Origin of the sequence: Amycolatopsis tolypomycina (genome assembly GCF_900105945.1) — a bacterium.
Taxonomy (GTDB): domain Bacteria; phylum Actinomycetota; class Actinomycetes; order Mycobacteriales; family Pseudonocardiaceae; genus Amycolatopsis; species Amycolatopsis tolypomycina.
Genome location: NZ_FNSO01000002.1, coordinates 422,951 through 442,868, shown reverse-complemented (window position 1 = coordinate 442,868; position 19,918 = coordinate 422,951). Strand labels below are relative to the sequence as shown.

18 protein-coding genes are annotated in these 19,918 nt (G+C 71.8%); 7 read left to right on the top strand and 11 right to left on the bottom strand.

Going from position 1 to position 19,918, the window contains the following annotated elements; genetic code table 11:
- The first annotated feature begins 24 nt into the window (after positions 1 to 24).
- The 3 genes from BLW76_RS03590 (at position 25) to dapC (ending at position 1,740) form a co-directional block, all read left to right on the top strand.
- Positions 25 to 207: a hypothetical protein gene (locus tag BLW76_RS03590; protein WP_091304418.1), complete on the top strand. Its 183-nt coding sequence runs from the start codon at positions 25 to 27 to the stop codon at positions 205 to 207.
- 124 nt (positions 208 to 331) lie between these two features.
- The gene (fdxA, locus tag BLW76_RS03585; RefSeq protein WP_091304417.1) at positions 332 to 652 is read left to right on the top strand and encodes a ferredoxin; all 321 of its coding nucleotides are present in this window, start codon (positions 332 to 334) and stop codon (positions 650 to 652) included.
- Positions 649 to 1,740 (top strand): succinyldiaminopimelate transaminase, encoded by a 1,092-nt coding sequence (gene dapC, locus BLW76_RS03580; RefSeq protein ID WP_091304416.1) that lies wholly within the window; start codon positions 649 to 651, stop codon positions 1,738 to 1,740. The genes fdxA and dapC overlap by 4 nt, the downstream gene beginning before the upstream one ends.
- Here the strand turns inward: dapC and BLW76_RS03575 are convergent.
- On the bottom strand, positions 1,734 to 2,378 hold the full coding sequence (locus BLW76_RS03575) for a TetR/AcrR family transcriptional regulator (protein ID WP_091304415.1): 645 nt from the start codon (positions 2,376 to 2,378) through the stop codon (positions 1,734 to 1,736). The two genes, dapC and BLW76_RS03575, sit on opposite strands and share 7 nt — an antisense overlap.
- Positions 2,379 to 2,422: 44 nt before the next feature.
- On the opposite strand from BLW76_RS03575, the gene BLW76_RS03570 reads away from it, so the two are divergent.
- Entirely contained in the window at positions 2,423 to 3,829 is a 1,407-nt protein-coding gene (locus BLW76_RS03570; protein ID WP_091304414.1) for an FAD-dependent monooxygenase, read from the top strand.
- 81 nt (positions 3,830 to 3,910) lie between these two features.
- Here BLW76_RS03570 and BLW76_RS03565 read toward each other — a convergent pair whose 3' ends face one another.
- From BLW76_RS03565 to BLW76_RS03555, 3 genes are read right to left on the bottom strand one after another with little or no spacing between them, the layout of a single operon-like run.
- Positions 3,911 to 4,840 (bottom strand): CHAD domain-containing protein, encoded by a 930-nt coding sequence (locus tag BLW76_RS03565; protein WP_091304413.1) that lies wholly within the window; start codon positions 4,838 to 4,840, stop codon positions 3,911 to 3,913.
- A 27-nt stretch (positions 4,841 to 4,867) separates the two neighbouring features.
- Complete coding sequence (dapD, locus tag BLW76_RS03560) at positions 4,868 to 5,860, bottom strand: 2,3,4,5-tetrahydropyridine-2,6-dicarboxylate N-succinyltransferase (protein WP_091304412.1); 993 nt, start codon at positions 5,858 to 5,860, stop codon at positions 4,868 to 4,870.
- A 28-nt stretch (positions 5,861 to 5,888) separates the two neighbouring features.
- Positions 5,889 to 6,299, bottom strand: coding sequence for a hypothetical protein (locus BLW76_RS03555; protein WP_091304741.1), 411 nt, complete (start codon positions 6,297 to 6,299; stop codon positions 5,889 to 5,891).
- A gap of 44 nt (positions 6,300 to 6,343) precedes the next feature.
- Between BLW76_RS03555 and dapE the strand changes: the two genes are divergently transcribed.
- The 3 genes from dapE to BLW76_RS03540 all read left to right on the top strand — a co-directional run bounded on the left by dapE (position 6,344) and on the right by BLW76_RS03540 (position 9,556).
- A complete protein-coding gene (dapE, locus tag BLW76_RS03550) occupies positions 6,344 to 7,414 on the top strand; it encodes a succinyl-diaminopimelate desuccinylase (protein ID WP_091304411.1) in 1,071 nt (356 codons plus the stop codon).
- Between the two features lie 214 nt (positions 7,415 to 7,628).
- Positions 7,629 to 8,426 carry a DUF3152 domain-containing protein gene (locus BLW76_RS03545; RefSeq protein WP_208613195.1) on the top strand — a complete coding sequence of 266 codons (798 nt, stop codon included), beginning with the start codon at positions 7,629 to 7,631 and terminating at the stop codon, positions 8,424 to 8,426.
- Between the two features lie 20 nt (positions 8,427 to 8,446).
- Positions 8,447 to 9,556 carry an NADAR family protein gene (locus BLW76_RS03540; RefSeq protein ID WP_091304410.1) on the top strand — a complete coding sequence of 370 codons (1,110 nt, stop codon included), beginning with the start codon at positions 8,447 to 8,449 and terminating at the stop codon, positions 9,554 to 9,556.
- On the opposite strand, the gene BLW76_RS03535 is transcribed toward BLW76_RS03540, so the two are convergent.
- From BLW76_RS03535 to BLW76_RS03510, 7 genes are all read right to left on the bottom strand, one after another.
- On the bottom strand, positions 9,544 to 10,581 hold the full coding sequence (locus tag BLW76_RS03535) for a chitinase (protein ID WP_091304409.1): 1,038 nt from the start codon (positions 10,579 to 10,581) through the stop codon (positions 9,544 to 9,546). The genes BLW76_RS03540 and BLW76_RS03535 overlap by 13 nt on opposite strands.
- 139 nt (positions 10,582 to 10,720) lie before the next feature.
- Positions 10,721 to 12,325, bottom strand: a complete 1,605-nt coding sequence (locus tag BLW76_RS03530; RefSeq protein ID WP_091304408.1) for a M28 family peptidase — start codon at positions 12,323 to 12,325, stop codon at positions 10,721 to 10,723.
- A gap of 81 nt (positions 12,326 to 12,406) precedes the next feature.
- Positions 12,407 to 14,671 (bottom strand): M4 family metallopeptidase, encoded by a 2,265-nt coding sequence (locus BLW76_RS03525; RefSeq protein ID WP_208613194.1) that lies wholly within the window; start codon positions 14,669 to 14,671, stop codon positions 12,407 to 12,409.
- A 109-nt stretch (positions 14,672 to 14,780) separates the two neighbouring features.
- Positions 14,781 to 14,951: a hypothetical protein gene (locus tag BLW76_RS48295; protein ID WP_167384452.1), complete on the bottom strand. Its 171-nt coding sequence runs from the start codon at positions 14,949 to 14,951 to the stop codon at positions 14,781 to 14,783.
- Between the two features lie 30 nt (positions 14,952 to 14,981).
- A complete protein-coding gene (locus tag BLW76_RS03520) occupies positions 14,982 to 16,247 on the bottom strand; it encodes a helix-turn-helix domain-containing protein (protein ID WP_091304407.1) in 1,266 nt (421 codons plus the stop codon).
- A gap of 37 nt (positions 16,248 to 16,284) precedes the next feature.
- Complete coding sequence (locus BLW76_RS03515) at positions 16,285 to 18,303, bottom strand: M4 family metallopeptidase (RefSeq protein ID WP_091304406.1); 2,019 nt, start codon at positions 18,301 to 18,303, stop codon at positions 16,285 to 16,287.
- 240 nt (positions 18,304 to 18,543) lie between these two features.
- Complete coding sequence (locus BLW76_RS03510; protein WP_091304405.1) at positions 18,544 to 19,815, bottom strand: helix-turn-helix domain-containing protein; 1,272 nt, start codon at positions 19,813 to 19,815, stop codon at positions 18,544 to 18,546.
- Between the last annotated feature and the right edge of the window lie 103 nt (positions 19,816 to 19,918).

Sequence of the window (19,918 nt, the reverse complement as noted above, 5' to 3'; positions counted from 1 at the left end):
GCGGATTTCCGCAGGAGGTGAGGCGTGGGTATCCAGCGCAAGGACGAGCGGCACAACGAGAAGCTCGTCGACGAGATCGCCGAAGGGTTCAACCGAGCTGTGGGGGAGAAGAAGACCGAAAGTGACGCGGGCGAGGCCCCCAAGCCGCGCTTCGTCATCACCGGCGACGCCCGGGCCACCCCGCCCCCGCGCCGCCGGGAGAGGTGAGTCCCATACCCGGAGTATGGCTAAGGCTTGCCTCACCAACCGAACGGGTGCCGACGCCGCGTAATGTCGGCACGGACTGGCTGTTTGCAGAGACTGTCTTTGCAGAGATAAGCAGGAGTGCGCAGTGACCTACGTGATCGCCGAGCCCTGCGTCGACGTGCTCGACAAGGCGTGTATCGACGAGTGCCCCGTGGACTGCATCTACGAGGGCGAGCGGATGCTGTACATCCACCCGGACGAGTGCGTCGACTGCGGCGCCTGCGAGCCGGTCTGCCCGGTCGAGGCGATCTACTACGAGGACGACGTCCCGGACAACTGGTCGGACTACACCAAGGCCAACGTCGACTTCTTCGACGAGCTGGGCTCGCCCGGCGGCGCGTCCAAGGTGGGCAAGACCGCGCACGACCCGGCCTTCGTCAAGGCGCTGCCCCCGCAGGGCGAATGAACCGGATCGCGCTGCCCGACTTCCCCTGGGATTCGCTCGCCGAGGTCAAGGCCACGGCGCAGGCGCATCCCGGTGGGGTCGTCGACCTCTCCATCGGCACGCCGGTCGACCCGGTCCCGGACCGCATCCGCGAGGCGCTCGCGTCGGTCTCGGAGATCCCCGGGTACCCGACCACCCACGGCATCCCGGCCCTGCGGGAAGCCGCGCGCGGCGCGCTTTCGCGGCGGCACGGCGTCGACGGCATCGAGCCGGACGCCGTGCTGCCGACGATCGGGTCCAAGGAGGCCGTGGCCTGGCTGCCGCGGCTGCTCGGCTTCGGCCCCGGCGACCTCGTCGTCATCCCGGAGCTGGCGTACCCGACGTACGAGGTCGGCGTGCTGCTGGCGGGCGCCTCGATCCTGCGTGCCGACAGCACGGTCGCGCTCGGCCCGCAGAAGCCGGCGATGATCTGGCTGAACTCGCCGTCCAACCCGACCGGCCAGGTGCTGCCGGTCGAGCACCTGCGCAAGGTCGTCGAGTGGGCGCGCGAGCGCGACGTCGTCGTGGTTTCCGACGAGTGCTACCTGGCGCTCGGCTGGGAGTCCGACCCGCGGTCGGTACTTCACCCGGACGTCTGCGACGGCCGGACCGACGGGCTGATCGCGGTGCACTCGCTGTCGAAGTCGGCGAACCTGGCCAGCTACCGCGCCGGGTTCCTGACCGGTGACCCGCGCCTGGTCAAGCAGCTGCTGGAAGTGCGCAAGCACGCGGGCATGATCGTGCCGCGCCCGGTCCAGGAGGCCATGGTCGCCGCACTGGCCGACGACGAGGCACTGGAAGTGCAGCGCGAGCGCTACGCGCGCCGCCGGCTCGTCCTGCGCAAGGCCTTGCTGGACAACGGCTTCCACATCGACCACTCCGAAGCGGGCCTCTACCTCTGGGCCACCCGCGACGAGGACTCGGCCGCGACCGTCCGGTGGCTGGCCGAGCGCGGCATCCTGGTCGCGCCCGGGACGTTCTACGGCCCGAAGGGCGGCAAGCACGTCCGCGTCGCGCTGACCGCGACGGACGAGCGCGTCGACGCCGCGGTGGAGCGGCTCACTCAGTAGTCGCGGCCGGTGAGGCCCCGGTAGACGAACCGCGTCAGCATCTCGACGGCTTCTTCGTCGGTCGGCGCGGTCCCGGCCGGGGCCGCGCCGTGCAGCCACGTCGCCGCGAACGAGTCGACGAGGTGGTAGATCAGCATGCCGCAGCGGTCCGGGTCGGCCGGCAGCCGCAGGCCGGCGCGCGTGATGTGCGCGAGGTGGTCGTCGAGGTCGGCCGCCTGGGACGCGCCGAAGCGCGCCACCGTGCGCGCGAACGACTCGCTGACCATCGCTGCCTGGCGCAGGGCCAGCATGGTCGCGGCGTTGTCCCGGTAGAAGTCCCAGTACTGCTTGACGTGCCAGCGCACGGCCGCCGGGTCGCTGAAGTCGGCCAGGTGGTCTTCGCTGTCGGCGCTCTCGTCGCCTGACGCCGCGATGTCGGCCATGAGCGCCTCAAGGAGCTCTTCCTTGCCCGCGAAGTGGTTGTAGAACGACCCCGCGGCCCGGCCCGCCTCGGCGGTGATGTCGGTGATCTTCGTGTTCAGGTAGCCCTTGCGGGCGAAGACGCGCTTGGCCGCGGCCTTGAGCGCGGCCTCGGTCTCCGCGGCCTTCTCCTTGCGGTTCACCGCCACCTCCTTGACACGGGACGCTAGCAGCGTCATGCTGAATCCAGATTCACTGAATCGAAATTCACTGGGAGGGTGACATGGACACACGGGTGTTGATCGCGGGAGCGGGACCGACCGGGCTGACGCTGGCCATCGAGCTGGCGCGGCGCGACGTCGCCGTGCGGATCATCGACAAGGCCGAGACGTACTTCGCCGGCTCGCGCGGCGACGGGATGCAGCCGCGCACGCTGGAGGTGTTCGAGGACCTGGGCGTGCTGGACGCGGTGCTGGCCGCGGGCATGGCCCCGGTGCCGATGAAGATCCACCTCGGCGGCGAGGTGGTCGGCGAGCGGATGATGTTCGACCCGGTCGAGCCGACGCCGTCGAAGCCGTACCCGACCGGCTGGTTCCTCGGCCAGTCGCAGACCGAGGGCATCCTGCGCGACCGGCTGGCCGAGTTCGGCGTGCGCGTCGAGCTGAACACCGCGCTGACCGGCTTCGAGCAGGACGCCGACGGTGTCACGGCGACGCTGAGCACGGGCGAAACGGTCCGCGCGGAGTACCTGGTCGGCGCCGACGGCGGCAAGAGCTTCGTGCGCAAGACGCTGGGGATCGCGTTCGAGGGCACGACCGACGAGTCGATCCGGATGCTGCTCGGCGACGTCGTGGCCTCGGGATTGGACCGGAACCACGGCCACTGGTTCGCGACGCCGGACGAGCCGATGAGCGGCATGATGTTCAGCCCGCTGCCGGGCACCCCGCACTTCCAGTTCGGCGCGCCGCTCGGCGAGGGCGAGACCGACGTCGAGACGGCGTTGCCCGCGGTCCAGGCCCGGCTCGACGCGCTTTCGGGCGGGACGGTGGTGCTGTCCGACCTGGCCTGGTCGACGGTGTGGCGGCCGAACGTCCGGCTGGCGGCCCGCTTCCGCGACGGCCGCGTGTTCCTGGCCGGCGACGCGGCGCACGTCCACCCGCCGACCGGCGGGCAGGGCCTGAACACCGGGGTCCAGGACGGCTACAACCTGGGCTGGAAGCTCGCGGACGGGTCACCGGAGCTGCTGGACAGCTACGAAATCGAGCGGCGCGCGGTCGCGGCCCGGGTGCTGGGGGTCTCGGCGGACCTGCTGCAGAAGTACGTCGACGGTGACGAAGACGCCCACCGGCGGGGCGAGGACACGCAGCAGCTGGACATCACTTACCGCGGCGGCCCGCTGTCCCCGGCGGGGACGGGCGCGCTGCGGCCGGGGGACCGGGCACCGGACGCGCCGCTGGTGGACGCGAACGGCAAGCGGGTGCGCCTGTTCGAGCTGTTCCGCGGCCCGCACGCGACGGAGCTGGTGTTCGGCGACGGCGCGACTTCGGGGTACCGGATCCTGCCGACGGGAAGCGTCGCGACCGGAACGGACCTGGTCGACGAGGGCGGCCACGCGTACGCGGCTTACGAGGCCACCGACGGCCGCCGGGTGCTCATCCGGCCGGACAACTACGTCTGGTCGATCTCCTGAGGGCCGGCCGACGTCATGAACGACTCTTTCAGTACGTCCGACGCACTGAAAGAGTCGTTCATGACGTTCGGCGGGGGCTGGTCAGGCGTGCAGGGCTCGAGCCGCGGTGTCGACCGCCGCCCAGGAGTCGCGCCAGACCGCGCGGGCCGCCGCCCGGCGGGCCAGCTCGCGCTCGGCGATGCGGCCGGCCACGAACCCCATCGGGCCGTCCGCCGACTCCAGGACCGTGCGCAGCCGCTCGGCCGCGAGCACCGCGTCCTGGTGGTCACCCAGCACCGTCTGGAAGTCCTTCGTCGCCTTCAGCAGCGTCTTGATCTTCGCCGCCTGCTTCTTCTTCGCCGACGTCTGGGCCAGCTCCGCCGCGTACCGCAGCTTCTTGCCGTGGATGCGCAGCGCGTGCAGGTCGTCGTCCGGCGGATCCGCGGGCAGCGCGCGAACCGCCTTCGCCAGCTTGCGGTGCGGCTTCGCCAGACCGGTGATCAGGTCGTGCGGCTCGTCGGCCACCTCGGCGGACGCCCGCGTCAGCAGGCTCACCTCGCGCAGCAACGTCGAGTACCGGGCGCTCGACAGCGCCCGCGTCAGGCGCCGCTTCGCGTTGGCCCGCTCGCTGACGAACACCGACACCAGCCGGCGGCCGGGCGCCTGGTCGCGGACCTCGAAGTCCGCGATCACCTCGCGCAGGTGCCCGATCAGCACGTCGTAGTCGCGGACCTCGCCGAGGGACTGGCCGAGCCAGCCCAGCTCCGCGCGCACCGGTTCCGCGCCGTCGCCGACCAGCTTGCCGGACAGCTTCAGCACGCTGCGCATGCGCCGGAGCGCGACCCGCATCTGGTGCAGGTCTTCGGGATCCGCGCCCGAGCGCGTGCCGGGTTCGTGCGCCAGCAGCGCGCGGATCTCACGGTCGAGCTTGGCCCGCACGTGGTGGACCGCCGGGTCGGCCGGACGCGCTTCCACGGGCGCGTCCGGCAGCCCCAGCTCGGCCGGCGTGCGACGCAGCGATTCGGTGGTCACCTCTGAATGGTAAGTGACCGAACGCACTCAGTCGTTGGCGTGCAGCGCCGCATTCAGCTCGACACCCGAGCCGGTCCGGGCCACGACCTCGACCGCGCCGGTCGCCGAGTTGCGGCGGAACACCGCGCCCGAAATGCCGTTGAGCTCGCGGGCCTTGACGACCTTGCCCTCGACGACGACCTTCGTGCCCGCCGTCACGTACAGGCCCGCCTCGACGACCGTGTCGTCGCCCAGCGAGATGCCGACGCCGCCGTTCGCGCCGATCAGGCAGCGCTCGCCAAGGGAGATCGTTTCCTTGCCGCCGCCGGAAAGCGTGCCCATGATCGACGCGCCGCCGCCGACGTCCGAGCCGTCGCCGACGACCACGCCCGCCGAGATCCGGCCCTCGACCATCGACGCGCCGAGCGTGCCGGCGTTGAAGTTGACGAAGCCCTCGTGCATCACGGTCGTGCCGGTCGCCAGGTGCGCGCCGAGCCGGACACGGTCGGCGTCACCGATCCGGACGCCGGACGGCATGACGTAGTCGACCATCCGCGGGAACTTGTCGACGCTGTAGACGGTGACCGGGCCGCGCGAGCGCAGCCGCAGCCGGGTCGTCTCGAAGCCCTCGACCGGGCACGGGCCGTGGTTGGTCCACACGACGTTGGCCAGCAGGCCGAAGATGCCGTCGAGGCTCTGGCCGTGCGGGCGGACCAGCCGGTGCGAGAGCAGGTGCAGGCGCAGGTAGATGTCGTGGGTGTCGGCGGGCGCGTCGGCCAGCCTGCCGATCGTGGTGCGCACGGCGACGACCTCGACCCCGCGGTCGGTGTCCGGGCCGAGCAGCGCCGCGGCGGCTTCGCCGAGGAGCTCCTTCGCCTCGTCGACGCCGAGGCGTTCGGTGCCTTTGGCACCGGCAGCGTCGTTCTCGATCAGCTTCGGGTGCGGGTACCAGGTGTCGAGGACCGTCCCGTCGGTCGTGACGGTGGCCAGCCCGACGCCGCTGGCGCCGGTCGTTTCGGGGTTCGGGCTCTGCTCGCTCACGGCCCTCACCGTAGCCGAGTGACGGCGGTCAACCACTCGTGGGCCGCGCGTCTACCTGCTTCTTCAGGCCCGAAAGGGCCGCGGCGATGTCGACGAGCGCCTGCGAGCAGGGACCGCCCGCGGCCGGCACGGTCGTGCAGCCCGCGCTCCGGAACTCCCCGACGGCCTGGTCGAGCTTGGCCGCCTCGGCGACCAGCTGCGGGTCGCGGTCGTCGGCGCGCTTGCGGGCCGCGCCCGGCACGTTGGCGACCTCCGTGACGTACTTCTCACAGCCCTTCGGCAGCTGGGTGCGCGGGCTCGCGTAGCACTGGTCGACGGTCAGCGCGGTCAGCTTCGTCGGCAGCGCGTCCGGACCGGGCTCGCCGCCCCGGCGCGGGGGCGTGGGCCCGGCCTCGTTCCCGCAGCCCGACAGGACCAGGACCAGCAACGCGCCGCCCACGGCGACCGGGAACTTCAGCACACCCTCACGGTAGCGTGCGGGCCATGAGCCTCGACCTGCACGCCGACCCCGTGGACCTGACCGCAGCGCTGGTGGACATCTTCAGCGTGTCCGGCGCCGAGGCGGAGATCGCCACCGCGGTGCAGGACGCGCTGCGCACACAGGCGCCGCACCTGGAGGTCGTCCGCAACGGCGACGCCGTCCTCGCCCGGACGAACCTCGGCCGCGAGTCGCGGGTGGTGCTCGCCGGGCACCTGGACACCGTGCCGGAGAACGGCAACTTCCCCTCGCGGCGCGAAGGCACCGGTGACGAGGAGGTCCTGCACGGCCTCGGCACGGTCGACATGAAGGGCGGCGACGCGGTCTTCCTGCACCTGGCGGCCACGCTGCCGTCGCCGAAGCACGACGTCACGTTCGTGTTCTACGACAACGAAGAGGTCGAAGCGGTCAAGAACGGCCTCGGCCGGATCGAACGCGAGCTGCCGGAGTGGCTGGCCGGCGACCTGGCGATCGTCGGCGAGCCGTCGAACGGCGTGATCGAGGCAGGCTGCCAGGGCACCATGCGCGTCGAGCTGCGGTTTTCGGGCAAGCGGGCGCACACCGCGCGGGCGTGGATGGGCGAGAACGCGATCCACGCGCTGGCCGAGCCGCTGCGGCGGTTGAAGGAGTACACCCCGCGGATCGTCGACATCGACGGGCTGACCTACCGCGAGGGACTTCAGGCGATTTCGATCGGCGGCGGGGTCGCGGGCAACGTTGTCCCGGACGAAGCGGTGCTGAGGGTCAACCACCGCTTCGCGCCGGACCGCGACCCGGCGGCGGCCGAACAGCACCTGCGCGAGGTCTTCGACGGTTTCGAACTGTCCGTTGTGGACATGTCGCCGGCCGCGCTCCCCGGCCTGTCGGCCCCGGCGGCGGCAGAGCTGGTGGCGGCGGCGGGCGGCCGCGCGGCGGCGAAGCTGGGCTGGACGGACGTGGCGCGCTTCGCGGCCCGGGGCATGCCGGCGGTGAACTTCGGCCCGGGCAACCCGACGTTGGCGCACACGCAGCAGGAGAACGTCCGGACGGCGGAGATCCGCCAGGTCACCGAGGTGCTGCGCAAGTTCCTGGGCTGAGCCCCAAGCGCCCCAATGTGGCGTTGGTTGCGTTGGACGCACCGAACGCCACATTGGGTGCGTTGGATGCACCGAACGCCACATTGGGGCGCTGTGGTGGTCGTCACACCTGTATGCGCTGAGCTGCGGTGACGCTCCGCCACCGCAGGTCATCGCAACTTTTCCCGGCCGCGGCCCGTATGTCCTTCTGAAGCCGCGCACCCCGGGAGGACCCATGCCGAAAACCGCGAGACGGGCCGCGGCCGTGGCCGCGCTCGCCCTGGCGGTGAGCGGCTGCGGCGGGGAAAGACAGCCGGTCGCCGCGCCCGCGGCCGGGCCGGTCATCACCGCGATCGGGGAGGCCACCTCGATCCCGCCGCCGCCCGCCGAGCGCGAGCCGGTGACGCAGAGCGCGCCCGTCGAGGCCGCCATCACCTTCCCGCGGACCGGCTCCGGCCAGTGGATGTTCACCCCCGGCAGCGACGAGGTCGCCGGGAAGTCGGGCCGGCTGATGCGCTACCGGATCGCCATCGAGACCGACATCGACGGCGTCGGGCCCGCCGAGTTCGCCAAGGACATCCGCACCATCCTCGGCGACCCGCGCGGCTGGACCGCCGGCGGGCAGTGGCGGCTGCAGCAGGTCGGCCCGGCCGACAGCGCCGACTTCACCCTCTACCTGGCCACGCCGTCCAGCCGCGACCGGCTCTGCGGCGGCACGCCCGACAGCTACACCTCCTGCCGCAACGGCAGCAACGTCGTGCTCAACGTGGCCCGCTGGGCCAACGCCGTGCCGAACTACGGGGCGCCGCTCGAGGTCTACCGGCAGTACATGGTCACCCACGAGACCGGCCACCGGCTGGGGCAGGGCCACGAGCTGTGCCCGGGGCCGGGCAAGCGCGCGCCGGTGATGGAGCAGCAGACGCTCGGCCTGCACGGCTGCGTGCCGAACCCGTGGCCGTTCCCGGACGGTGGCCGCGAATACACCGGCCCCCCGGGCGAGTACGACGACCCGATCCCGACAGGAACCTCCTGAGCGCCGCTAGGCTCGCCGGCATGCCGGACAGCACCCCGACGTCGCGCGTGGCCGGCGGTGACGTCGTCGAGGGGCGGCAACGCCTCGTCTTCTTTCGCAACAACGACTACTACACGCTCGACACGCTCGGCGTCTTCGCGGACGGCGCCGTCCTCTGGGGCTACGAGACAACCGATTTCGCCGGTCTCCGCGCCGCGTTCGACGACGGCACGCTGACCCTGACCCCGCCTGAGGGCGTCCCGCTCATCATCACCGGCACGGCGAAGGGAACCGTGCCGGCACTGGAGTCGTGGCTGACTCCGGAGCTGCTGATCGGCGAGCTCGCCGACGAGGTCGACAGGCTGAACGACCGGCCGGACTCCTCCGGGCGCTGCCGGGACACGCTGGTGGCGTATGCCGCGGATCCGACCGCGGCCCGCCTCGAGCTCGTCCGCGCGGCGTACCACGCGGTGCCCGAGCACCGCCGGATCTTCATGCTCGGCGACATGGACCACAACGACGTCCCGGTGCGGATCCTGCTCGCCGAGGTGGGCGAGACGATCCCGGCCCGGAACGAGGGCCAGACCCTCACGGTGACCCCGGAGCTCCGGGAGTGGGCGCTCGGCTACCTCCGCCGGAGCGAGGCCGGGGTCGCCGGAGAACAGGCGCGGCGGGTGGCGGACGGCCCGGAGGCGACCGTCCCGCTGGTCGTGGGCGGTACCGTCTACCCGAGCGGCTGGCCCGAGCCGGCGGGCCTGGAGGTCCTGCAGGCCGACTACCCGGCAGCGGTGACCCACGACGGCCGGGAGTACGCGAGCGTCATGCACGCCTACTGGGCGCTGTCCACCGACGACGCCGGTTGGCACGACCGGATCGCCGCCGCCTTCCGGGGCCTCGACGCCCGGAGCCTCGGCGTGGAAGCGCCCCGGCGGGCGGGCTGGCCGGCGGCCCGGCTGGGCGTGATGGCCGCGTTGCTGCGGAACAAGTTCGAGCGCCACCCGGCGATGGCGGAGACGTTGCTGGGCACGGGTGACGCCCGGCTGCTCTACAGCGACTGGGCTTCGAAGTACTGGAGCTCGAGCGGCGCCAACTGGCTGGGCCGGCTCCTCGAGCTCGTCCGTTCCGAGCTGGCGAGGTCTCAGCGGCCCTGAAGCGCCTTGACGTTGTTGCCGAACGTCCAGCCCTTCGAGCCGTCCCAGTTGATCGACCAGTCCATCAGGCCCTTGAGGCCCGGAACCGAGCGCCACGCCTGGGAAACCAGGCTCGGCGACATGTACCCGCCGCCCGCGCCCGGCTGGGCGGGGAGGCCGGGGACCTGCTTGTCGTAGGGCACCCGGATCGTCGTGCCCTGCACGACCAGGCCGTTGTTCAGGCACTGCGTCTGCACGGTGAAGCCCTGCACGGTTCCGGCCTGGTACGAGTCGCCGGAGCAGCCGTACATCGAGCCGTTGTAGTACTGCATGTTCAGCCACCACAGCCGGCCGTTGTCCGCGTACTTCTTGATGATCGGCAGGTACGCGCCCCAGATCGAGCCGTAGGCGACGCTGCCGCCGGTCACGTACGCGGTCTCCGGCGCCATCGTGAGGCCGAAGTTCGACGGCATCTGCGCGAGCACGCCGTCGATGATCCGGATCAGGTTGCTCTGTGACGCCGAGAGCGTCTTGATGTTGCCGCTGTTCGTCAGCCCGGTCTCGATGTCGATGTCGATCCCGTCGAAGTTGTACTGCTTCAGAATGGGCACGACCGTGGCGACGAACCGGTCGGCCACCGCCGACGACGAGAGGTCGATCCCGGCGGCCGCGCCGCCGATGGACAGCAGGATCGTCGCGCCCGCGGCCTTCGCCGCGCACATCTCGGCGGGCGTCGACACCTTCACGCCGGCGTCCATCCCGTTCTCCCACAACACGGTCCCGTCGGACCGGATCACCGGGAAGGCGGCGTTGACGACGTTGTAGCCGTGCTGGGCCATCCTGCTGTCGGTGATCGGGATCCAGCCCATGCCGGGGTGGACGCCGTTCGCGGCGCCGTCCCAGTTCTCCCAGTAGCCCTGGAGGACCTTGCCGGCGGGCCGCGACTTCACCGCGCACGTGTCCGCCTGCACCGCCCCCTGCGCGGGGACCGGGACGAACAGGGCCAGCACCGTGGCCAGCAGGGTTGCGCACAAGCGACCGGACATACCGGCTCCCATCGTCGTTGAGGGGCGAACGCGGCGTGTCCGCCCAACATAAGCGCCATGGGGAACCGGTGACTACCTACGAACGGGTGGTCTAGACAACTCGGGGGCGCCCGGCAACCGGGCGCCCCCGAGCGGCCGGTCAGACGGTCAGCGTCCAGGAGGACAGGTAACCGGTGTCGGCCGGGCCGACGTCGCGGATGCGGAGCTGCCAGTTGCCGTTGGCGGCCTCGGAGGAGGCGTTGACGGTGTAGGTGGTGTCGATGTTGTCGGCGGAGTCGCTGCTGGAGTTCTTCAGCCGGTAGGCGGTGCCGTCGGGGGCGACGAGGTCGAGGACCAGGTCACCGCGGTAGGTGTGGGTGATGTGCACCTCGACCTTCGTGGTGCCGGACGCGTTGCGGGCGCAGCCGGCCACGGTCGCGGTGCTGTTGACCGCGCTCGCCGGGTAGTCCGGGATGTTCAGGCGGGTCGAGTTGGTCACCGGCGCGCACGCCGAGCTGCCGACGCCGAGCGAGAACGTCGCCGTGTGGTCGGCGTTCGCGCCGTCCGCGGTCACCGTGACCGGGAAGGTGCCGGTCGGGGTCGACGCGGACGTCGTGATGGTCAGCGTCGAGGAACCGCCGGACTGCACGGTGGCCGGGCTGAACGACGCCGTCGCGCCCGCGGGCAGGCCCGAGGCGGACAGCGCGATCGACTGCGCTGAGCCGGACGTCGTCGCGGTGCTGACGGCGACCTGCAGCGACTGTCCCGGTTGGACGGTCCCGGATGTCGGGTTCAGCGACACGGAGAAGTCGTTGCCCTGCGGCGTGCCGACGGCCAGCTTCCACAGCGCGTAGGCGATGGCGTCGCTGTTCTTCTCCAGCGGCGCGTCCGGGATGTTGGAGATCGTGTCGCAGGCGCGGTGGTAGCAGTTGTCGAACGGCGAGTTCGCCGTGCCGCCCCACTTCTGCGCCTGCGCCGAGCTCTTGATGTCACCGGCGCCGGTGGCCAGGCCGCCGACCGGGATGCCCGCGCTCTTGAACGACGCGTGGTCGGACCGGCCGTCGCCTTCGCTGTCGCCCTCGGTCGGGATGCCGATGGAGGTGAAGTACTCGTCGAAGACCGCCTTGATCGAAGCGACGTCGTCGTAGACGAAGTAGCCCCAGTTCTTCGAGCCGATCATGTCGAAGTTGAGGTAGGTCTTGATCTTCGTGCGCTCGGTGCTCGGCAGGTTGTTGACGTAGTACTTGGAGCCGACCAGGCCGGACTCCTCGTCGGCCCACCAGCCGAACCGGACGCGCTTGGCCATCGCCGGGTTCGTGCGGGCCAGCGTCAGCGCGACCTCGAGGATCGACGCGCTGCCCGAGCCGTTGTCGTTGATGCCGGGGCCGGCGCTCACGCTGTCGAGGTGCGCGCCGAGCATGATGACCTGGCTCGCGTCGCCCTGCGGCCACTCGGCGATCAGGTTCTGCGACTGGCCGATGCAGCTGGTGCAGGTCTGCCGGGTCGTCGTGTAGCCGGCGTTCTTCAGCAGGTTTTCCACATAGGACACCGAGGCCGCGTACCCGCCGCCGCGCGGCGAGCGCGTGCCGCCGTTGTTGTTGGCGATGGTCTGCAGCTGGTTGAGGTGGGCCTTGACGTTGGCGAGCGAGATGTCCGGCGCGGCGAGCGCCGTGGCGGGCGCGGCGGTGGCCGCCGGCACGGATATGACGCCCAGCACGGCGGCCAGGGCGGTGACCCCGGCGCCGAGTCGTGTCTTCCACTTCATGGCGGTGAATTCCTTCGGTGGGGGTGGGGAGAAAGAAACCGGGGCGGCACTTTCACGTGAAAGTGCCGCCCCGGGGGTGGGTCAGACGGTCAGCGTCCAGGAGGACAGGTAACCGGTGTCGGCCGGGCCGACGTCGCGGATGCGGAGCTGCCAGTTGCCGTTGGCGGCCTCGGAGGAGGCGTTGACGGTGTAGGTGGTGTCGATGTTGTCGGCGGAGTCGCTGCTGGAGTTCTTCAGCCGGTACGCCGTGCCGTCGGGGGCGACGAGGTCGAGGACCAGGTCACCGCGGTAGGTGTGGACGATGTGCACCTCGACCTTCGTGGTGCCCGAGGCGTTGCGGGCACAGCCGGAGACGGTGTTGGTGCTGTTGACCGCGCTCGCCGGGTAGTCCGGGATGTTCAGGCGGGTCGAGTTGGTCACCGCGGCGCACGAGCCGGTGGTGCCGACGGACAGCGTGTACGTCGCGGTGTGGTCGGTGCTGGCCCCGTCGGCGGTGATGGTGACGGGGTAGCTGCCGGTCGGGGTCGACGCGGACGTCGCGATGGTCAGCGTCGAGGAGCCACCGGACTGAATGGTGGCCGGGTTGAACGTGGCGGTCGCGCCGGCGGGCAGGCCCGAGGCGGACAGCGTGATCGACTGCGCCGCGCCGGAGGTGATCGCGGTGCTGATCGTCGTGGTCGCCGAGGCGCCCGGCTGCACGGAACCCGAAGCCGGGTTCAGCGCGACCGAGAAGTCCGGCCCGCCGCCGCTGCACGAGGTCGGCTCACCGGTCGCCGTGGTGACGGAGACGGCGTCCCACGCGGCCTTGGTCGCGTTGTACTCGGCGCAGCTGCCGGGGAAGAGCGCGATCGCGGCTTCGAGGGTCGCCTTGCGGGCGGCCTTGTGGTTCCACGACGAGGTCTTCTTCAGCAGGCCGTTGTAGAAGATCTTGCCGGCCTTCTGGATGCCGATGCCGGTCACGGTCGAGCTGTTGCAGGTCGGGCTGGCGGGCTTGCCGCCACCCGGGTTCGAGCCCTCGGCCAGCAGGTAGAACCAGTGGTTCTGCGGGCCGGCCGCCGCGTGCACCTCGGTGCTCGGGATCGACGACGAGTAGCAGTTCGGGTCGCCGGCCTTCGACGGCTGGTACATGTAGCGGATCGGGCCCTGGCCGACCAGGTTGACGCCCTCGCCGACCTCGTAGTCCGGGGTGTCCTTCGCGTTGTTGGCGTACGCCTCGGTCAGCGCGCCGAAGATGTCACCGGTGGACTCGTTGAGGCCGCCGTTCTCGTTGCCGGAACCCGCGCCACCCGGGGTGGTCTGGAAGATGGCGTGCCCGTACTCGTGGGCGACGACGTCGATCGAGGTGGCCTGGCGCTGGTTGTCCTGCGAGTGGCCGAAGTGCGTCGACGAACCGTTCCAGTAGGCGTTGACGTCGGAGAGGCCGACCGAGGCCGGGTAGCCGCCGCCGTTGCCGTTGATGCCGTTGCGGCCCAGCCAGTCGCCTAGCATCTTCCACTCGGTCTGGGAGCCGAACAGCGTGTCGACGCAGGCGGTTTCCAGGTCGGTGCCGGAGCCGTTGCCCCAGTTGTTGTCCGGGCCGCTGTAGACGGAACCGCCTTCGCGGCCGCAGCTCAGGTTGGTGCGGGCGGGGTCGCGCATGGTGTACGTGCTGCCGGACTGCGTCGTGTCGATGGAGACGTTGCCGACGTAGTAGCTGTTGCCGGTACCGGCCACGTTCACCGTGGCGGGCTGGGCCTGCCGCTTCACGCCGGAGTCGAACGTGCGGACGTCGTCCCGCTTGTCGAGGACCGCGCCGGTGGCCGCGTCGACGAACACGTGCAGGTTGCTCGGCGCCGTGGCGGTGCGCCCGGCGACGACGACCTCGTAGGCCAGCTTGGGGCTCGCCCCGGCCAGCACCACCTTCTCCGGCGTGCTCACACTGTCCACAGTGGGCAGTTGAGCGCGCGCGGTGGCGGCGGCCTTGGCCGCGTCGACCAGCGCCTGCGTCCCGACGCTGATCGGCGCGGTCTCCGCGGCGCTGGTGCCGCGGACGCGCCCGGCACCGTCGGCGACGACGACCGCGTCCCCGCCCACGACCCGCAGGCCCTGGTAGGTGCGCTGGTAGGCGCCGTAGAAGAGGCCGGCGCCACCGGGGGTGAGGCCGATGCGCTGGAACGATTCGCCCGCGCCGCGGCGCAGGGCGTCGAGACCGCTGGCGGCCGCCTGGTCGGCGGCGCGGGCGGCGGCCGCTTCCGGGGCGGCGGGCTGTGCTTGGGGCGCTGCGCTCGCCGGGGTCACCGGTAACGCGAGCGTCATGGCGAGCCCGGCGGCAGCCGCCAAGCCCGTGCTGAACCCACGATGGGTCATCGAGGTCTTCCTTCCATGAAGGCAGAATCGAGGTCCGGTAAGGGGAATGAGGGGGACGTGTCCGGCGTGCTAACAGCAGGTATGCGTCCGGACGCATCCGAGTAAAGGATCAGCCGATCTGGGCGTCAATGCGCCGAACGGACCAACGGAACGTTCGGGATTCTCGGATCAATTCGTACAAACCCCGCTGCAGCAGGGCATTCTCGCCGCGTTCCGCGTCGGAACGACTTTCGTAGGGATTGTCGGCGACACCATCCGAACGCCGGTCGATCTCGATCACCGGGATTCGTTAGTACTGCTCAGAAAACGGTTACCCGTCCTCCGCACCCAGCGCGAGCAGGCCGTTCCGCAGCACGTCAGCCGCCTCCGCCTGCTTCCCGGTCTCGCCGAGCAGCTCGCTCAACGGCCGCAGCGCGCGCACGAGCACCCCACGCGCGCCCAGGCCGGTGGCCAGGTCGACGGCGGCCCGCAGGTCCTCGGCCGCGCGGCGGGCGTCGCCGCGGGCCTTGGCCAGCGACCCGAGCTGCAGCCGCAGTTCGGCGGCCAGCGGCGTGCCCGCCACGACGGCCGGGCGGATCTGGTCGAGCAGCGCCGCCGCCGTCTCCAGCCGGCCCGCCGCGAGGTACTCCCCGGCGAGCTCGACCGTGATCGCCGGAACGTCGTCCGGCCACGCCGTCTCGCGCGCCGCGGCCAGGTCGGCCAGCGCGCCTTCGGCGTCACCCGCCCGGCCGCGGACCCGGGCCCTCGCCAGCAGGCAGTAGGCCATCGCCGGGTGCAGGGCCCGTTCCTGCATCAGGTCGTAGGCCGCGGCGACCGACGCGGCGGCGTCGGCGAACCGGTCCGCCGCGAGGTGGCTGCGGCACACCTCGACGTGGCTGCGGGTGAGTTCCGCGAGCACCGCCGGGCTGCCCCGGGTGAGCCGCAACGCCGATTCCGCGTACTCGGCCGCCCGCTCGAGGTCGCCCTGGCGCAGGTGCCGCTCGGCCAGGCAGGCCCGCAGCGTCAGCAGCATCGACGGCTGCGGGTAGCCGTCGCGCAGCAGCTCGGCGTGGCAGGTTTCCAGCAGGTGCACCGAATACTGCACTTCGCCCCATGCGGTCAGCACCGCCGCGCGCAGCGGCACGACCATCGCCCGCACCGGCGGCGGCTCGCCCGAGAGAGCCGTCTCGGCGTCCGAGACGTACTTCGTGCGGACGTCGCCGGTCGAGTACCCGGCCAGCCACAGCAGCGCGATCCCCGCCTGCCGCGGCCGGTCCAGGCGCTCGGCCCGGCGCCGGATCCGCTGCATCCGCGGGGTCGCGCGCCGGGCGTCGCCGGCCAGGAACCGTTCCGCCGTCTCGATCAGCTCGAGGTCGAGCTCGATCAGCTCCCGCGGGGAGCGGCCGCCCAGCAGCTCGTCGGGATCGATGCCGAGCTGCTGGGCGAAGAACCGCAGGGCGTCCCCCGACGGCGTCCGCGCGCCGGTTTCGACCGACGACACGTACGCCGCGGAGTACTGCGGCCCGGCGAGCTCGCGCTGCGTGAGGCCGCGTTCGGTGCGCAGCTCACGCAGGCGTTCGCCGACGCTCTCGCTCACCCGGGTGCCTTTCCGCCGTGGACGTCCAGGGTAGGCCTCAGCACGCGCCGCCGTCGCTCCAGACGGCCCACGAGGTGGGCGCGCCCGGTTCGGCGCCGGTCGAATACCACAGCGACGTCCACTTGTGACCGTTGTGCCCGACGACGTCGTTCGGCACGTAGGCCTTGGCGGCGTCCCACTCGGCGAGCCCGTCGCAGCCGGTCGGCGGGGTGCCGGTGCCGACGGTGAGCGAGAACTGCGCGGTGTGGTCGGCGTCGGTGCCGTCGCCGGCGACCGTCACCTGGCTGGTGCCCTCCGGCGTGGTCGCCGAGGTGGTGATGGTCAGCGTCGCGGTGCCGCCGGAGGAGATGCTCGCCGGGCTGAAGGTCGCCTTCGCGCCCTCGGGCAGGCCGGTGGCCTCCAGCTGCACGGTCTGCGCGTTGCCCGAGGTGATCCGGGTGGTCACCGTGGTGGTCGCGGTCTGTCCGGGTTGGACGGACGCCGACGTCGGCGACAGCGTCAGCGAGTAGTCGTTGCCGGCCGGCGGCTGGCCGGTGCAGGTCGGCTCACCGCTGACCGCGGGCACGCTCACCGCGTCCCACGCGGCCTTGGTGCTGGCGAACTCGGTGCAGCTACCGGGGAAAAGCGCGATCGCGGCTTCCAGGGTGGCCTTGCGGGCCGCGCGGTGGTTCCACGACGACGTCTTCTTCAGCAGGCCGTTGTAGAAGATCTTGCCCGCCTTCTGGATGCCGACGCCGGTGACGGTCGAGTTGTTGCACGTCGGGCTGGCCGCGCTGCCCTGGGACAGGAGGTAGAACCAGTGGTTCTGCGGGCCCGCGGCGGCGTGCACCTCGGTGCTCGGGATCGACGCCGAGTAGCAGTTCGGGTCGCCCACCTTCGACGGGTTGTCCATGTAGCGGATCGGGCCCTGGCCGACGAGGTTGACGCCCTCGCCGACGCTGAAGTCCGGGGTGTCCTTCGGGTTGTTGGCGTAGTACTCGGTCAGCGCGCCGAAGATGTCGCCGGTGGACTCGTTGAGCCCGCCGTTCTCGTTGCCCGAGCCGGCGCCGCCCGGTGTGGTCTGGAAGATGGCGTGGCCGTACTCGTGCCCGACGACGTCCATCGGCGTCGCCTGGCGGCGGTTGTCCTGCGAGTGCCCGAAGTGCGTCGAAGAGCCGTCCCAGTAGGCGTTGACGTCGTTGAGGCCGACGCTCGCGCGGAACCCGCCGCCCGCCCCGTCGATGCCGTTGCGGCCGAGCCACTCGGAAAGCATCTTCCACTCGGTCTGCACGCTGTAGAGCGTGTCGACGCAGGCCGTTTCGAGGTCGGTGCCGGAGCCGGTGCCCCAGGTGTTGGTGCTCTTGGTGAAGATCGAACCGCCCTCGCGGCCGCAGGAGATCCCGCGGCGGCCGGGGTCGGTCATCGAGTACGAGCTGCCGGAGCCGGAGGTGTCGATGGAGACCGTCCCGGCGTAGTAGGAGTTGCCGGTGCCGGCTTCGCGGACGTCGTCGCGCGTGTCGAGGACCTTCCCCGTGGCGCTGTCGACGAAAACGTGCAGGCGGGTCGGCTTGCCGTTCGTGCGGCCGCCGACGACGACTTCGTAGGCGAGCTTCGGCGCGTCCCCGGCCAGCACGACCAGCTTGGGTGTCTCAGTCCTGTCTACTGTGGACACTCTGGCTGCGGCGATCTTCGCGGCCTGCTCGGCGTTCAGCGCGGCGTGCGTGCCGACGGTGATCGGCGCGGTGTGCGCGGCCTCGGTGCCGCGGACGCGCCCGGCGCCGTCGGCGACGACCACGGCGTCCCCGCCGATCACCGGCAGGCCGTGGTACGTGCGTGCGTAGGAGGCGAAGTAGAGCCCGCCGCCACCCGGGGTGACTCCGGTGCGGACGAAGGCCTCCCCGGCACCCTTCGCGAGCCGGTCGGCGCCGCTGAGGGCGGCCTGATCGGCGGCGCGGGCGGCGAGCGCCTCGGGCGGGGTGGCGGCGGGAGGTGCGGAAGCGGCGGCGGCCGGGATCGCCGGCACCGCGAAGGTGAGGACCAGGCCGGCGATCGCCGCCAGCCCACGTGGGGATCTCATGGGGAGCCTTTCCGGTGGGTGTGACCCGCGGAATAACTGCTGTTATTGCGCCGGACGCGTCCGAGTAAAGGTTCCGCCCCTGAGGGGGTCAATGGGCCGAACGGAGCAGCGGTCCGCGCCCGTGATCGGCAGCAGTCAAGCAAAACCGCAGGTCGCGGCGGGGTGCCAGACTGGTCTGAACCAATTCACAGACTTTCGTAGGAAAGCGCGCTGGTTCGGACCACCGGGCCCGCTGGTCCGCTACACGGCGCCGGCCGCCGAGTCGAGGCCGCGGCGGTACGCCTCGACGGCCGCGTCGAGATGACCACGTTGTCGGAGCGCGTCGCCGAGCCGCAGGGCCGTCGACACCGCCGCGCCGTGCAGCGATGCCCCCGTCTGGATCTCGAAGGCCTCGCGCAGCAGCCGGGTCGCCGCCTCCAGGTCGCCGCGCGCCCGGGCGACCTGGCCCAGCAGGCTCGTCGCCTCGCCCAGCGACTCGACGTCGCGGGACAGCAGTTCCCGGACTTCGGCGACGAGCGACGCGGCTTCGGCGGGCGCTCCCTGCCGGAGCCGGACCTCGGCCAGTTCGAGCGTCGCCCCGGCGAAGCCCTCCTCCGCGCCGATCGCCCGCAGCTGGTCGCGGGCCGCCGTCAGCTCCGCGCGGGCCTCGTCGAGCCGCCCCAGCCGCCGCAGCAGGTAGCCGCGGGCCCAGCGGCAGCGGGCCGCGTCCCGGTCGAACCCCACCGAAGCGAACAGCCGGCACGCCTCGGTCAGGTCCTCGTCGGCCCGGTCCGCGTGCCCCGTCGCCTGCCACACCTGCGACGCCTGCCGGTGGAAGCGCGCGACGAAGTCCGGCCGCGTCGCCGCCCGCGCCAGCCGCCGCCCGTCCTCGGCCGCGCGACGGGCCCGGTGCAGGCCGCCCATCTCCATCAGCGGGTGGATCAACGCCGTGAGCAGGCACAACTCGGCATCCGGGTCGGCCGGTCCGGCCGCCAGCTCGGCCTCGATCCGCGCGATCGCCGGGCCCGGGTCGCCGCTCTGGAACCGGCAGCCCGCCCACCGGTGCACGATCATCGCCCGCAGCCACGGCGGCGCCGAGCCGGCCAGCTCGTCCGCGTGCTCCAGCGCCCGCTGCGCCCCCGAGACGTCGAAGAGCTGCCACTTCACCTCGGCCTGGCAGAACCGCGCGTAGCACTCGACGTCGCCGAGGTGGTAGCCCGCCGCCTCCTTGCCCACGGCGGCGAACCGCTCCTCCGCCGTGGCGGTCCGGCCCTGCTCCAGGTCGCGGTAGCCCTCGTCCAGCGCCGCGCGCAGCTCGTCGGCGACGCCGGGCGGCCGGCCGAACCGCAGCTCGTCGACGGTCAGCCCGAGCCGTCCCGCCAGGTAGGCCAGCATCTCCTCCGACGGCGGGCGGCTGCCGGTCTCGACCTTCGCCAGGAAGCCCCGGTCGTAGCCCGGCTCGGCCAGCTCGCGCTGGGTCCAGCCGCGGCCGGTGCGCAGCCGCCGGATCCGCGCGCCGAGCGGTTCGGTCATCTCCCCACGTTAGGTCATCACCGCCGCCGCCACGGAAACGGACATATTGACGCCCCCGGCCGTGCCGGATAGCGTTCTCCGCTAAATAGGAAACTTTCCTAAC

Bases quoted from the DNA above. Each gene is read 5' to 3' on its own strand.
- BLW76_RS03540 (WP_091304410.1), top strand. From the start codon at position 8,447: ATGCCGGACAGCACCCCGACGTCGCGCGTGGCCGGCGGTGACGTCGTC.
- BLW76_RS03510 (WP_091304405.1), bottom strand. From the start codon at position 19,815: ATGACCGAACCGCTCGGCGCGCGGATCCGGCGGCTGCGCACCGGCCGC.
- BLW76_RS03575 (WP_091304415.1), bottom strand. From the start codon at position 2,378: ATGACGCTGCTAGCGTCCCGTGTCAAGGAGGTGGCGGTGAACCGCAAG.
- dapC (WP_091304416.1), top strand. From the start codon at position 649: ATGAACCGGATCGCGCTGCCCGACTTCCCCTGGGATTCGCTCGCCGAG.
- BLW76_RS03535 (WP_091304409.1), bottom strand. From the start codon at position 10,581: ATGTCCGGTCGCTTGTGCGCAACCCTGCTGGCCACGGTGCTGGCCCTG.
- BLW76_RS03515 (WP_091304406.1), bottom strand. From the start codon at position 18,303: ATGAGATCCCCACGTGGGCTGGCGGCGATCGCCGGCCTGGTCCTCACC.
- BLW76_RS03570 (WP_091304414.1), top strand. From the start codon at position 2,423: ATGGACACACGGGTGTTGATCGCGGGAGCGGGACCGACCGGGCTGACG.
- BLW76_RS03545 (WP_208613195.1), top strand. From the start codon at position 7,629: ATGCCGAAAACCGCGAGACGGGCCGCGGCCGTGGCCGCGCTCGCCCTG.
- BLW76_RS03525 (WP_208613194.1), bottom strand. From the start codon at position 14,671: ATGACCCATCGTGGGTTCAGCACGGGCTTGGCGGCTGCCGCCGGGCTC.
- dapE (WP_091304411.1), top strand. From the start codon at position 6,344: ATGAGCCTCGACCTGCACGCCGACCCCGTGGACCTGACCGCAGCGCTG.
- BLW76_RS03530 (WP_091304408.1), bottom strand. From the start codon at position 12,325: ATGAAGTGGAAGACACGACTCGGCGCCGGGGTCACCGCCCTGGCCGCC.